At 67.3% G+C, this 13264-nt stretch carries 11 protein-coding genes; 10 read left to right on the top strand and 1 reads right to left on the bottom strand.

The window, feature by feature from the left end:
• The first annotated feature begins 40 nt into the window (after positions 1-40).
• The 4 genes from ACXYX3_RS01425 to ACXYX3_RS01410 all read left to right on the top strand — a co-directional run bounded on the left by ACXYX3_RS01425 (position 41) and on the right by ACXYX3_RS01410 (position 3612).
• Positions 41-1231, top strand: a complete 1191-nt coding sequence (locus tag ACXYX3_RS01425) for a YihY/virulence factor BrkB family protein (RefSeq protein ID WP_458609852.1) — start codon at positions 41-43, stop codon at positions 1229-1231.
• 63 nt (positions 1232-1294) lie between these two features.
• Positions 1295-2377: a YihY/virulence factor BrkB family protein gene (locus ACXYX3_RS01420; RefSeq protein WP_458609851.1), complete on the top strand. Its 1083-nt coding sequence runs from the start codon at positions 1295-1297 to the stop codon at positions 2375-2377.
• A gap of 25 nt (positions 2378-2402) precedes the next feature.
• Complete coding sequence (locus ACXYX3_RS01415) at positions 2403-2531, top strand: hypothetical protein (protein WP_255730977.1); 129 nt, start codon at positions 2403-2405, stop codon at positions 2529-2531.
• 4 nt (positions 2532-2535) lie between these two features.
• Positions 2536-3612, top strand: a complete 1077-nt coding sequence (locus ACXYX3_RS01410) for an NAD-dependent epimerase/dehydratase family protein (RefSeq protein WP_458609850.1) — start codon at positions 2536-2538, stop codon at positions 3610-3612.
• Between the two features lie 70 nt (positions 3613-3682).
• Here the strand turns inward: ACXYX3_RS01410 and ACXYX3_RS01405 are convergent, their stop codons facing one another.
• A complete protein-coding gene (locus ACXYX3_RS01405; RefSeq protein WP_458609849.1) occupies positions 3683-4516 on the bottom strand; it encodes a GNAT family N-acetyltransferase in 834 nt (277 codons plus the stop codon).
• A gap of 207 nt (positions 4517-4723) precedes the next feature.
• On the opposite strand from ACXYX3_RS01405, the gene ACXYX3_RS01400 reads away from it, so the two are divergent.
• From ACXYX3_RS01400 to ACXYX3_RS01375, 6 genes are all read left to right on the top strand, one after another.
• Complete coding sequence (locus ACXYX3_RS01400; RefSeq protein WP_458609848.1) at positions 4724-6016, top strand: cytochrome P450; 1293 nt, start codon at positions 4724-4726, stop codon at positions 6014-6016.
• Positions 6009-7331 carry a PucR family transcriptional regulator gene (locus tag ACXYX3_RS01395; protein ID WP_458609847.1) on the top strand — a complete coding sequence of 441 codons (1323 nt, stop codon included), beginning with the start codon at positions 6009-6011 and terminating at the stop codon, positions 7329-7331. Before ACXYX3_RS01400 ends, ACXYX3_RS01395 begins: the two co-directional genes overlap by 8 nt.
• A gap of 167 nt (positions 7332-7498) precedes the next feature.
• On the top strand, positions 7499-8410 hold the full coding sequence (locus ACXYX3_RS01390) for a fumarylacetoacetate hydrolase family protein (RefSeq protein WP_458609846.1): 912 nt from the start codon (positions 7499-7501) through the stop codon (positions 8408-8410).
• Positions 8407-9096, top strand: a complete 690-nt coding sequence (locus ACXYX3_RS01385) for a VOC family protein (protein WP_458609845.1) — start codon at positions 8407-8409, stop codon at positions 9094-9096. Before ACXYX3_RS01390 ends, ACXYX3_RS01385 begins: the two co-directional genes overlap by 4 nt.
• Positions 9097-9099: 3 nt before the next feature.
• Positions 9100-10881, top strand: a complete 1782-nt coding sequence (locus ACXYX3_RS01380) for an FAD-dependent monooxygenase (RefSeq protein WP_458609844.1) — start codon at positions 9100-9102, stop codon at positions 10879-10881.
• Between the two features lie 20 nt (positions 10882-10901).
• Entirely contained in the window at positions 10902-13235 is a 2334-nt protein-coding gene (locus ACXYX3_RS01375; protein ID WP_458609843.1) for a transketolase-like TK C-terminal-containing protein, read from the top strand.
• Positions 13236-13264: the final 29 nt, after the last annotated feature.

The raw sequence follows: 13264 nt of genomic DNA, 5'->3' as shown, positions 1-13264 counted from the left end.
AGCGCGTTTGCCCGCGCAGAGGGCGGGGCACTAACGGCCCATGCAGCAGCAGGTCCAGGCACCTAGGTCGCGACGCAGCCCCGTGGCGCTGGCCGGAGCGTTTCTGGCAGGGCTGGCGACCGGTGCGCTGACGCGGTCGTCGCGCCCGGCACACCCGCCACGCCCGGTAGCGCCGGCCGTCGACCGCACGCCGCCGCCCGACGACGAGACCCGCCCTGCCCCCGACGACCCCAGCAAGCCGGAGTCACCGACCGAACTGACACGGCCGTCGCTGCGGTACGTGCTGCGGCAAACCGTCGGCGAGTTCACCCGCGACCAGTGCATGGATCTCGCCGCGGCCCTCACCTATTACGCGGTGCTGTCGCTGTTCCCCGCGCTGCTGGTGGTGATGTCGCTGCTGGGGGTGTTCGGTCAGGGTGAGCGCACCGCCGACACCATCCTCGGGATCGTCGACGACGTCAGTCCCGGCGCTGCGGTCGACGTGTTGCGTCAGCCGCTCGAACAACTGGTCAACGCACCCTCGGCCGGGTTCACGTTGGTCGCCGGCCTCCTCGGTGCGCTGTGGTCGGCATCCGGATACGTCGGCGCGTTCGGCCGCGCGATGAACCGCATCTACGAGGTGGAGGAAGGCCGGCCGGCGTGGAAGCTGCGTCTACAGCAGCTCGGGCTGACCCTCGCCGGACTGATCGTCGTGGCCGTCGCCGCCTTCCTGCTCGCGCTCAGCGGACCCGTCGCAGAAGTCGTCGGTGCCCGGCTGGGCATCGGAGAAACCGGACTGGCGATCTGGAACGTCGCGCGGTGGCCCGTTCTGTTGGTGCTCGTCGTCGTGGGCGTCGCGACGCTCTACTACACCGGCCCCAACGTCAAGCAGCCGAAATTCCGCTGGATCAGCGTCGGAGCGGCGATCGCGATCCTGACCTGGATCGTCGCGTCGCTGCTGTTCGGCCTCTACGTAGCGAACTTCGGCAGCTACAACAAGACCTTCGGCACGCTGGCGGGTGTCATCGTGTTCCTGCTGTGGCTGTGGCTGACCAACCTCGCTCTGCTGTTCGGCGCCGAGGTCGATTCCGAGCTCGAGCGTGGTCGTCAACTGCAGGCGGGTATGAGGGCCGAGGACGACCTTCAGCTGCCTCTGCGCGACACCACCGCGATCGAGAAGAACATCACCAGCGAGAACGAGCTGCGCCGCCGCGGCCGCAGGCTGCGCCGCTCGCGCGGACGGCGGGAGTGAATCAGCAGGTGAGCGGGTATCCCCGCAGCGGCGCAGGGCCGTGAAGGCGTGGGAGGTCACACGATGGTCAAGTGGCTGGATCGCCTGCAACAACGCAGCCGAGCGGCCGGGTTCACGATCGCCGTCGTCTACAAGTACGTCGACGATCAGGCCGGCTACCTCGCCGCCCTCATCACCTATTACGCCTTCGTCTCGCTGTTTCCCCTGCTTCTGCTCCTGACCACGGTGCTGGGCGTGGTGCTCTCCGGCCGACCGGAGTGGCGCGAGCAGATCGTCAACGCCGCCATCGACCAGTTCCCGGTCATCAGTGACCAGCTCAGCCAACCTGAGGCGCTCAGCGGCGGCACCACCGCGGTGATCATCGGTATCGCGGGCGCCCTGTACGGCGGTCTCGGCGTCGGCAACGCGCTGCAGAACGCGATGAACATCGTGTGGGCCGTACCGCGGTACACCCGCCCGGACCCGATTCGGGCGCGTCTGTACAGCCTGCTGCTGCTGTTCGTGCTGGGCTCGGCGGTCATCGCGACGACCGTGCTGACCGCTGTCGGCCGGGCCTGGGCCGGTCTGGGTGTTCTGGGCACCACCGGGGTGGTGCTCGCGTCGCTGGCGCTGAACACGGCGGTCATCGTCGCCGCGTTCCGGGTCACCACCGTGCGGCCGTTGAGCTATCGCGATGTGCTGCCCGGGGCGATCACTGCCGCGGTGCTCTGGCAGCTGCTGCAATGGTTCGGCGCCGCCTACGTCGCGCACGTGCTGAGCTCGGCCAGCGCGACCAACAGCGTGTTCGCCATCGTGCTCGGCCTGCTGGCGTTCCTGTACCTGGTGTCGACGACGCTGTTGATCTGCGCAGAGATCAACGCGGTGCGCGTCGATCAGTTGCACCCGCGCGCCCTGCTGACCCCGTTCACGGACAACGTCGAGCTGACCGAGGCGGACCGCAAGATGTACGCCGGACAGGCGGAAGCTCAGCAAGCCAAAGGTTTCCAACGCGTCGATGTCACGTTCCACCCGCAGGAGTCCGGTGACGGCGTTTGCGAGACCGATGACCCGGGTATGGCCGACGCACACTCACGAAGCGGAGGCAGAGATGAGCGTCACCAGCAAGACCCGGTCCGCGGCCCGCACGGGGCTGAAAATCCAACGTAGGGTCGCGCTGGCGCAATTCCTGTTCGTGCCCACGCTGCTCACTGCGACGCTGCTGACCGGCGCACTGATCATCGCGCGCCGGCGGGACCGGGCACGGTCGTCGGCGAGCGCCGATTCGCTGCCGGTGCCGGACAGTCCCGCGGCGACGGCCTGACGCGATGCGCGTCGTCATCACCGGCGCATCCGGCAACGTCGGCACAGCGCTGCTGCGCCGCTTCGCCGACGAGGCACCGGAGTGGGACATCGTCGGCGTCGTGCGGCGTCCACCCGACGCCGACGGCGTCTATCGGGACGTCGATTGGCAGGAACTGGATCTCACCGAACCCGATGCGGCGCAACGCCTGATGCCGATCGTCAAAGGCGCCGACGCCATCGTGCACCTCGCGTGGGGGTTCCAGCCGACCCGCAACACCGAGTATCTGACGCGGCTGGGCGTCGGAGGAACCCTGGCCGTGTTGCAGGCGGCCCATCAGGTCGCGGTCCCGCACCTGATCCACATGTCGTCTGTTGGCACCTACGCCGCAGGGCGGTACACCCGGCGCGTCGACGAATCCTGGGTCACGTCGGGTATTCCGTCCTCGCCGTACAGCCGGGACAAGTCCGCTGCCGAGGAGCTGCTCAACGACTACGAGCGCGAGCACGACTCGGACGGTATCCGGATCGCCCGCATGCGACCGGGTTTCATCGTCCAGCGCGCTGCGGCCAGCGGGTTGATGCGCTACGCACTGCCGGGGTGGGTTCCGATGATCGCCGTGCCGTTGCTCCCGGTGCTGCCCCTGGATCGCCGACTGTGCATCCCGCTGATCCACGCCGACGATGTCGCCGCCGCGATCCTGCGCACACTCGAACGGCGTGCCACCGGCGCGTTCAACCTGGCCGCCGACCCGCCGATCACCCGCGCCGAGGTGGCGCAGGTGTTGGGCTCCTTCCAGCTTCACGTGCCGTCCCGCGTGCTCGGTACGCTCGCCGATCTCACGTGGCGGGTCGGGCTGCAACCGATCGACCGCGGGTGGTTGGATCTGGCGTTCAGTGTCCCGCTGCTCGATTGCTCCCGCGCCCGAACCGAACTGGGCTGGGAACCGCGGTGGTCATCGGTGGGAGCACTGGCAGACCTCATCGCCGGCGTTGCGCTGCAGTCACATTCGAGCAGCCCGCCGCTTCGCGCGCGGTCGATGATCGAGCAGGTGCGCCGCGACCTCACCGAGGGGTTGCTGACCCGACGACAGCTGCCCTAGTCGTCTCGCCGAGTGCACGCTTTCTGATGGAAAACGGCATATTTTCATCAGAAACCGTGCACTCGCGGCGTCATGGCGGGACGAAGTCGATGCGGATGTTCTCGTTGACCGGTTCGAAGCCGATGCGGCGGTAGATCGCATTCGACACAGAGTTGGCCAGGTCGGCGAAGAGCACCACCTCGGGCACCCCCTCGTCACGAGCCAACTGCGCCGCCGCTGCCGTCACCGCCGATCCGAACCCGTGCCCGCGGGCCGCCACGGGCGTGTGGACGGGGCCGATCCGCGAGACTCCCGACGCGGGCGCACGCAACATCGCCATGCTCACCGGATCGCCGTCGACCGTCCAGAGCACGAACCGATTGCCCACGGCCACAGCGTCTTCGACGTATCGCAGCCCGGCGTCCTCGTCGCGCTTCTCTTGGAATGCCTCGACGAAGAAGTCCTCCACGCGCGCGGCGAGCAGCGGGTGATCGGCTTCCGTGGCGAGGCGCTGCGTTCCGGACACACCGACCGGCGGACGCAGGGTGCTCAACCGGTACAGCATCTCCTCGACGTTGACGACGCTGCCCGCGTTCACCGTCGATTGCCATCTGGCCGCGAAGCACTGGGCGCGCTCGCGCAGACCACGGACCCCACACAAGTCGGGGTGACCCCTCGCGACCACTTCGACCGCGCTGTCCACGGATTCGACCGGCAGGCCATTGACCAGCAAGGGATACGGCGGAGTCTGCATCGCGGCACCGATGACATCGCGACCCTCGTGAATCGTCATGAGCAGCGCATCGTCGGCGACGCCGGCGGCGAGCGCCGTCAGTTCGACGGTGTGGCGGATCGGCTCGCGCGCGTACAGCGGATGGGCGAGGGCAGAGAAGCTCTCGGCGTCGTCGTGGACCCGGACCTGCATGTTGCCGACGATAAGGCGCTGAGACACGGTCGCGACATCGATTTATCGCCAGCCGAGACGCTCCTTGTTCCGGGCAGAACACCGCCCACACGTCAGCGTTTGACGACAACCGATCGACACCGACCCTAGGTCTGGAAACTCACTTCGCGCGTGGCTACTTGGACTGTGATCCAAGTAGTCGGTGCTCGCACTCTCTACTCTGGGGACATGACCGTTCGGCAGCGCCTGCACTGGTTGACCCTGCACGGCGTCATCCGCGCCCTGACCACGGTCGGGGCCCGCCGCGGCGACCTGCAAGGCAGGCTGATCGCCGACCCCGCCGTCCGTGCGAACCCCGGCGAGTTCTCCGAAGAGATCCGCCGCCACGGGCGGCTCGCCCGGGCCCGCGCGGCCTGGTTGACGGCCGACCACGGCGTGGTGCACCAGGTCCTGCGCTCCGACGATTTCGCCGTCACATCCAGCGGTAACTCGCTGCCCGCGTTCCTCGGCCGGATCGAGGAACGCTTGCGCACCCGGGGTCGCATCCACCCGCTCCTGCCACCATCGCTGTTGTCGGTGGAACCGCCCGAGCACACCCGCTACCGCAAGACTGTCTCCTCGGTCTTCACCGCCCGCGCGGTGTCGGCGCTGCAGGAACGCATCGAGTCAACGGCAGTGGAGCTGATCAAAGATCTCGACGGTGAGTCCGGTGTGGTGGACATCGTCGAACGGTACTGCTCGCAGCTGCCGGTGACGGTGATCGGCGACATCCTGGGGGTGCCCGAACAGGATCGGCCACAGATCCTGCGGTTCGGCGAACTCGCAGCCCCCAGCCTGGACATCGGGTTGTCGTGGCCGCAGTTCCTTCGCGTCGAGGAGGGCCTCAGCAGCTTCACGAAGTGGTTGACCGACCACATTCGACAGTTGCGGGCCTCGCCGGGAGACGATCTGATGAGTCAGCTCATCGAGGCCACCGACGACGGCACCCGGCTCGATGACTCGGAGCTGCTCGCCACTGCCGGTCTGGTGCTGGCCGCGGGTTTCGAGACCACGGTGAACCTGCTCGGCAACGGGATCGAGCTGTTGCTACGCCACCCTGATCAACTGGATCTGCTGCGCGAACAGCCCGACCTGTGGCCCAACGCCGTCGAGGAGATCCTGCGGCTCGAATCTCCTGTGCAACTCACCGCGCGCATCGCCGTGGCCGACAGCGAGATTGCGGGACACCCGATCCGAACGGGCGACGCGGTCGTGCTGTACCTGGCCGGCGCCAACCGGGACCCCGAGATCTTCCCGAACTCCCACACCTTCGACGTGACCCGCGACAACGCCGGGCGGCACCTGTCGTTCTCCGGGGGCCGGCACTTCTGTCTGGGCGCAGCACTGGCGAGGTCGGAGGGTGCAGTAGGCCTGCGCACCTTCTTCGATCGCCATCCGAACGCAACCCTGACCGACGGCGGCCGACGACGGGACACCCGCGTCCTGCGCGGATGGGCGACGCTGCCGATCGCCCTTGCCTGACGACGACCCGACGACACGGATCAAGCCGTGGTTCGCCAAACTCGGACCGCTTGCGCCAGAGGCTTTTCCGGGTAGTTCCGTGCTGCCCGAGCGCGCGCAGCTGCTCGCCGAGGCGCTGGGCCCCGGCCCCGCAGGCTGGGCCGTCGAACTGGGTGCGCTCATGGCGTCCCGTGTCACCGCCGCCATACCCGAGCTCGCGGTGGACGTGGTCGCGGATGAGATCGCGAAGGGTTGTGAAGCCGTCGCGCTGGGTGCGCTCGCCCTCGTCGCCCTCGACGACGACGTATCTTTCGCGCAGATGCCGGAGGTCCTCACGGGACCGATGGAAGTGGTGGCCCGCGGTATTGGCATCGAGCACATGCTGCGGAGCATTCACCTCGCTCACTCGACCGCGGTGGCATTCTTGCTCGACGCCGCCGAACGTCTTGTTCCGGAGACGGAGCGGTTCACCGAGATGCGGCGGATCAACGAGGCGCTGTTCGGCATCGTCGACGTCCTCACCACGCACATGGCCGCGGAATACACTCGCGCCCACGACGAGTGGGTGGCGGGCTCGGTCGCGCTCCGCGCACAGATCGTGGAGGACCTGCTGGCGGGAACCCCGTTGCCGACGGACAGAGCTGTCCGGGTTCTCGGTTACGACCTGAACAGATGGCACCTCGGCGTCATCGTCTGGACCGGTCCGGCAGCATCCGCGGAACCGGCACAACTGAAAACGGTGGCGGTGGAAACTCTTACCGCGGCTGGGTGCGTGTCGACGCTCGTGCACCCCATCGGTACACAGCGGTTGTGGGCCTGGGGTTCACGGACGGCGACGCCCCCCAAAGCCGTGAGGCCCGCGGCAGCGACGCCGCCCGGTGTGCGCATCGCGGTCGGCACCGCCGGCGCGGGGATCGAGGGCTTTCGCGAGAGTCATCGCCGGGCAGCAGAGGCCGCCCGCATCGGATCGATGTCGACGCGGCCGAACCACGTGTATCGCTACGAGGATCTGGACATCGTGGCGATGCTGAGCAGCGACCTAGCCGCCGCTCGGGAGTTCGTCGCGCGTGAACTCGGGGACCTCGCGGGCAGCGCCGAAGCGGTGAGAACCGTGCGTGACACTCTGAAGTGCTACCTCGACCGGGACAGGAGCCTGGCCGGCGCTGCAGCCGACCTGCAAGTCGCGAGGAACACCGTCGCCTACCGGGTGCAACGCGCCGAGCAGCTGCGCGGCCGGCCCGCGACGATTCGCCGCCTCCAGTTGCACGCCGCGCTCACCCTCGTCGACGAGCTCGGCGACGCCGTGCTGGAAAGAACATCCCCCGCATTGGACTGAGCGCTCAGACTTGCGCGTTGATCCTGGATCAGAGACCAGGCGCCACGGGTCGGCTCAACAGTTGACTGGTCATCGAGCCGGTCGAGGGACCGGCAGATCGGGAGCCGTCGATGGTCGTCCACCTCGTCCGATATTCGCGCAACGAGCGTGCGTCGTGGGGTGTCCTCATGGGCGACCGTATCTCGCCGCTCAGCGGTGACTATCCGCGTACCGCGGATCTGATCCAACGCGGCCGCGCCGACTGGACGGCGGCCATGGCACACCCCGGGGACATCGGGCTGGACGACGTCGACCTGCTCTCCCCGGTCACCGTTCCGTGCCGGGTGATGTGCCAGGGGGCGAATTACCGCCAACATGCCATCGAATCCGGGATGGACCCCGACGCGCGAGATTTCAACCTGTTCTTCGACAAGACTGACGCCGCCGTGACCGGACCGTGCGACCCGGTCATCCGCCCAGCGCACGTGACCCTGCTCGACTACGAGATCGAACTCGCTTTGGTGCTGCGCGGAACCGTCGATGCACCGGTGACGATCACCAACGAGAACCTGCCCGAGTACGTCTTTGGTGTCACCATCGCCAACGACCTTTCGGCACGCGACGTCCAGCTGCCGCAGGGACAGTTCCTGAAAGGCAAGAGCTATCGCGGGTTCTGCCCCCTGGGGCCGGTGCTTGCAGTGCTCGAGCCTGAGGACTTTCCGCTGCTGGACGATCTCGAGCTGCGACTGGAGGTCAACGGGTCGCGCCGGCAGACCGACAACACCGCCAACATGGTCTACAAACCCGCCGAAACCCTCACGGAAATGAGCGAATTCTGCAACTCCGATCCCGGTGACGTCCTGCTGACCGGCACGCCGCACGGCATCGTGGCAGGCTCGCCACCCGCCGTGGTCCGCCGGCTCGCCACCGCGCTGCTGCCGGAGGACAAGCTGTGGGCCGCCTTCGTCAGGATGAATCGACGCAAGCCCTATCTGCAGCCCGGTGACGTCGTGACGGCCTCGATCCGCAATGCCGCCGGGACCCTCGACCTGGGCACACAACGGACCACCATCACCACAGACAGGAGTTCGAACTCATGAGTGCAACACCCAATCCTCTGCAGCCGTCCCATTCGGACGAGCCCGACACCGTCACCACGGCACCGGACCTCGGTGATCTTCCCGATCGCCTGGTGCCCGATTTCATCGCGCACTGGGTCGTCAAGACGGCGCGCAGCGCCGAGATGATCGAGTGGTACGGCCACGTCTTCGGGGCCCGAGTGGTCCACGAAGACGACCAGATCGCCTTCCTCACGTGGGATCACGAGAGCCATCGGCTGGCTCTGGTCAAACTTCCCCCACCCGTGCGCTACGCGTTTCCTCTATCGCGCTGGCGCCGAAAGACATACGGCATCGACCACCTGGCCTTCACCTTCGTCTCCATCGAGAAGTTGATGCTGACCTACGAACGGCTCAAGGGCGTCGGTATCACCCCGGTGTGGGCCATCAACCACGGGCCGACGACCAGCCTGTACTACGAGGACCCCGAGGGGATCCGGCTGGAGTTCCAGACCGAGAACTTCCCCACCGCCCAGCAGACGGCGGACTACTTCAACAGCAGAGAATTCAACGACAACCCGATCGGCACCAACATCGATCCTGACTACCTGCTCGAACAACTGCGCGACGGTGCCGACTCCGAGCAGCTTCTCACCCGGGGAGCCGGCACCAGGCCCGGCACCAAGCCGCGGTCCAACAAGCGTGCCATCACGTGGAAGACGCTGTGACACATGGCCGGTGACCCGATCGTCATTGTCGGTGCCGGTGCCGCCGGATCGACCATGGCCTTGCTGCTCGCGCGTTACGACATTCCCAGCATCCTTGTCGAGGAGCGTCAGAACCCTCGCCTGCATCCGGCAGCGCATGTCATCAATGCCCGGACGCTGGAGATCTGGAACCAGGCGTCTCCGGCCCTGCGTGAGGCGCTCGATGCGATCACCCCGCCGATCGACACCGTCAACATCATTCGTTGGTGCACCGACGTCCGCTCCGAACCGATCGGCGAGATCGATCTGCTGTCCCAGCCGGATCGGCTCGCGGAGGTCCGCACGCACAGTCGCCACCTCATCTCCCATATCGGCCAACATCTGCTGATGCCGGAGCTGTGGCAGGCGGTAGAGAACGAGCCCCTCGTCGAGTTCCGGCGCGGTTGCCGCGCTGCAGTCGTCGGCAAGCGAGTGGTCCTGCGACCTGATTCAGCCGATCCTGTGGTCGTCGCACCGAGGTTCGTCGTCGCCGCGGACGGCGCCAACAGCGCCCTGCGGGAGGCCGCCGGAATCACGATGAGCGGCCCCGTTCTCGCCAACATGGGCAGCGTGTTCTTCCACGCGCCCGATTTGTACCCGAATGGTGCGAGCCGACCGCTTCTCAGCTGGATCTACCACCCTCGCTTCAGCGGGGTGATGATCGCTCACGCCGATGACGACTACGTGTTGATGACACCGTATCTGCATGTCGCACAGGCGATAGCGCGTGACAGCCGGCGTTTCTGGAACGCCATCCTCCCTGACGTGATCGGGTCCACCCACTATCGGATCCGTTCGACCGGCACCTGGACGATGACCAAGCAGATCGCCGACCGGTTCCGTGCGGAGCAGCTGCTGCTGATCGGCGATGCCGCCCACCGGTTTCCCCACACGGGCGGGTTCGGCCTCAACAGCGGCGTGCAGGACGCCCACAATTTCGCGTGGAAGCTCGCCGCGATCATGCGTGACGGCGCACCGGAATCGCTGCTGGACACCTACGAGATCGAGCGGCGCCCGGTCATCGAGCGCTTCGCCGAGCAGAGCACCCACAACCATTTCGCACTCGACCATGTCACTGCTCCCATGGGCATCACCAACCGGTCGTTGCACCGGGCCACCGAACTCATCGGCAAGCTCCGGCTGACTCGGGTGCCCGACGGTGCGATCGCGGCCGTCGCAGACGCGCTGACCACCGCTCAGACCTCACGCACCCGGCGCCTTCTGCGCAAGAACACTCGGAGCGACCGGCTACGGCAGCGAATGGCCGACGCGATTCCCGGGCAGGAGGAGCATTTCGTCGCCAGCGGTCTGGAGTTCGGCTACGCCTACCAGGGTAGGCTGATCGACGCGTCCGAAGGCCCATGCCCCGACGGAGATGTCGCGATCTACCGCCCGACCACGCATCCCGGCGCGCGACTCCCGCACGCGATCATCACATCGCACGACGGCGTCGAGACATCGACCCATGACGCCGTCCGCCGACGGGGACTCACCCTGTTCACCGCCGACCTGCAGGGATGGTCGGACGCACTTTCGCACCACCCCCTCGCCGCGCCGCTCACCCTCGTCCCGGTGGTCCGGGCCGATGCGCTACGCCTGCTGGAGGTCGGTGCGCACGGCGCAGTCGTGGTCCGACCCGACGGCCACGTGGTGTGGCGGACCCGAACCGGTCCGGCTGCGATCGACCGACTCGCGACGTTCATCGAGCGGGCATGGCGTGGCGTCTATCGCGACGCGAGCACTCACCGCAGTGAATACTCTGTCTAGACCGAAGGACAGCTGACATCATGACGACCGCTCACTCTCCCGAACCCATGGCCCGGCCCATCGATCCGACGTCGGTGTCGGACCTCGACGCGATCGCATCCCGCGTGCTGTGGCTGTCGACGGCAATGATCCATCACGCCAACCGAATACGTTCCAACGCCAGCGGCATGAAAGTCGGCGGTCATCAGGCGTCGTCGGCGTCCATCGTCGGCATCATGACCTCGCTGTACTTCGGCCGACTCCGCGCCGGGGACAGGGTCTCGGTCAAGCCTCACGCCTCTCCGGTACTGCACAGCATCAACTACCTACTCGGATTTCTCGACGAGCGGTACATGACGAGCCTGCGGGAGTACGGGGGCTTGCAGAGCTACCCGAGCCGGACGAAGGACCCGGATCCCGTTGACTATTCGACCGGTTCGGTGGGCATCGGCGCGACCGCGCCGATCTGGGCCACGGTCGCGCGCCGCTACGTCGACACCGTGTTCGGCGGCAGCGGTTCGGGCCGGCAGTACTCGCTCGTCGGCGACGCGGAACTCGACGAGGGGGCGATCTGGGAGGCGGTGCTGGATCCGGTGGTGCCGGAGCTCGGGGAGATCGTCTGGATCGTCGACATGAACCGGCAGTCACTGGACCGTGTGGTCCCCCACATCGCTTCCGGACGGCTGGAGGCCATGTTCGCCGCCGCCGGGTGGCAGGTGCTCACCGTGAAGTTCGGCACCGTGCTCGACGCGCTGTTCGGTCGCCCCGGCGGCGACGATCTGCGGACGCGCATCGTGACCATGCCCAACGCCGAATATCAACGGCTGCTGCGCTGTTCGGCGGAGGAGTTGCGCAGCAGGCTGCCCGGTGACGGGAGGGAGTCGGCCGGCGTGGCCGCGGTGATCGCCGACCTCGACGACGCAACCCTCCTCCAGGCGATCGGGAATCTCGGCGGTCATGACCTCACCACGCTGCTCGACGCCTACGACCGGATCGACGACACCCGGCCCACGGTGATCCTCGCCTACACCATCAAAGGCTACGGTTTGCCCACCCAGGGGCACCCGCAGAATCACTCATCGCTGTTGACAGACGACCAATTCGCCGAACTGGCACGAACTCTGGGTGAGAACCCCGGTCAGCCCTTCCACCGGTTCGACCCCGAGTCGTCGCCCGGTCGGCTCTGCCGGGAAGTTGCCGAACGTCTACGTAGAGAGGACATCCGACAGGTCGAACCCCCACAGGTCCCGACCGACATCGGACGCAACCCGCCGGCGGTGTCCACCACCCAGAGTGCCCTCGGGCGCACGTTGCTCGACCTGACGCGCGATGCGCCTGAGGTGGCGCAGCGCGTCGTCACCGTGAGCCCGGACGTGAGCTCCAGCACCAACCTCGCCGGGTGGCTCAACAAGGTGGGCGTGTGGACCCCGTCGGAGCGACCGGACTGGTTCGCCGACGACTCGGACACGATCATGCACTGGCGAGAAGGCCCGACCGGGCAGCACATGGAGCTCGGCATCGCAGAGGTCAACCTGGTCGGCCTGCTCGGGGAACTGGGCGCCACCTGGAGCCGATGGGGTCAGCCGCTGCTGCCCATCGGCGTGCTCTACGACCCCTTTGTCGAACGTGCGCTGGAACCGTGGTCGTTCGGGATCTACGCGGGCGGACAGTCGATCCTCGTCGGCACCCCATCCGGGGTCACGCTGGCCGCGGAAGGCGGTGCGCACCAGTCGATAACGACGCCGTCCATCGGTCTCGAGCAGCCCGGCTGCACCAGTTACGAACCGGCGTTCGCCGCGGAGGTCGAGTGGATCCTGCTGGCGTGCCTGCGCCGACTGGGCAAGCCCGATGGGACGTCGTCCTACCTGCGACTGTCGACTCGGCCGGTTCGCCAAGAACTGGCCGCCATCCCGACGGATCCGGCGGCGCGGGAACGTCGGCGCCGTCAGGTGGTCGCCGGTGCCTACATCCTGCGGGCGGCGACCACCCCGGCAGTGTGCATCGTCACGATGGGGGCGCTGGCCACCGAGGCCCTGGCAGCGGCGGATCGGCTCGCCGATGCGGGCGTCGAGGCGGAGGTCATCTGCGTGACGAGCGCCGACCTGCTGTACCGCGCGATCCAAGCTCGCGACGGCCTCATCGAGGGACCGTCCTGGATTCTCGACCAGGTCCTCCCGGCCGATCGCGCCGCGCCCATGGTCACCGTGCTCGACGGGCATCCCCACACGCTGGCGTTCCTCGCGACCGTCAATCGCGTGCGGTGTAAGTCATTGGGGGTGAGCGCGTTCGGTCAGGTCGGTGACCTGGACTCCGTCTACCGCCATCACGGCATCGACACCGACAGCATCGTCAGAGCCGCGCTCGACGTGCAGTAGGCCCGGCACGAGGTCACGCGTCACATTAG

The sequence above is a fragment of the Mycobacterium sp. Panama NTM2 genome (assembly GCF_054355555.1).
Note: the sequence above shows the minus strand (reverse complement) of the source record. Positions and strands in the feature narration are given on the sequence as shown.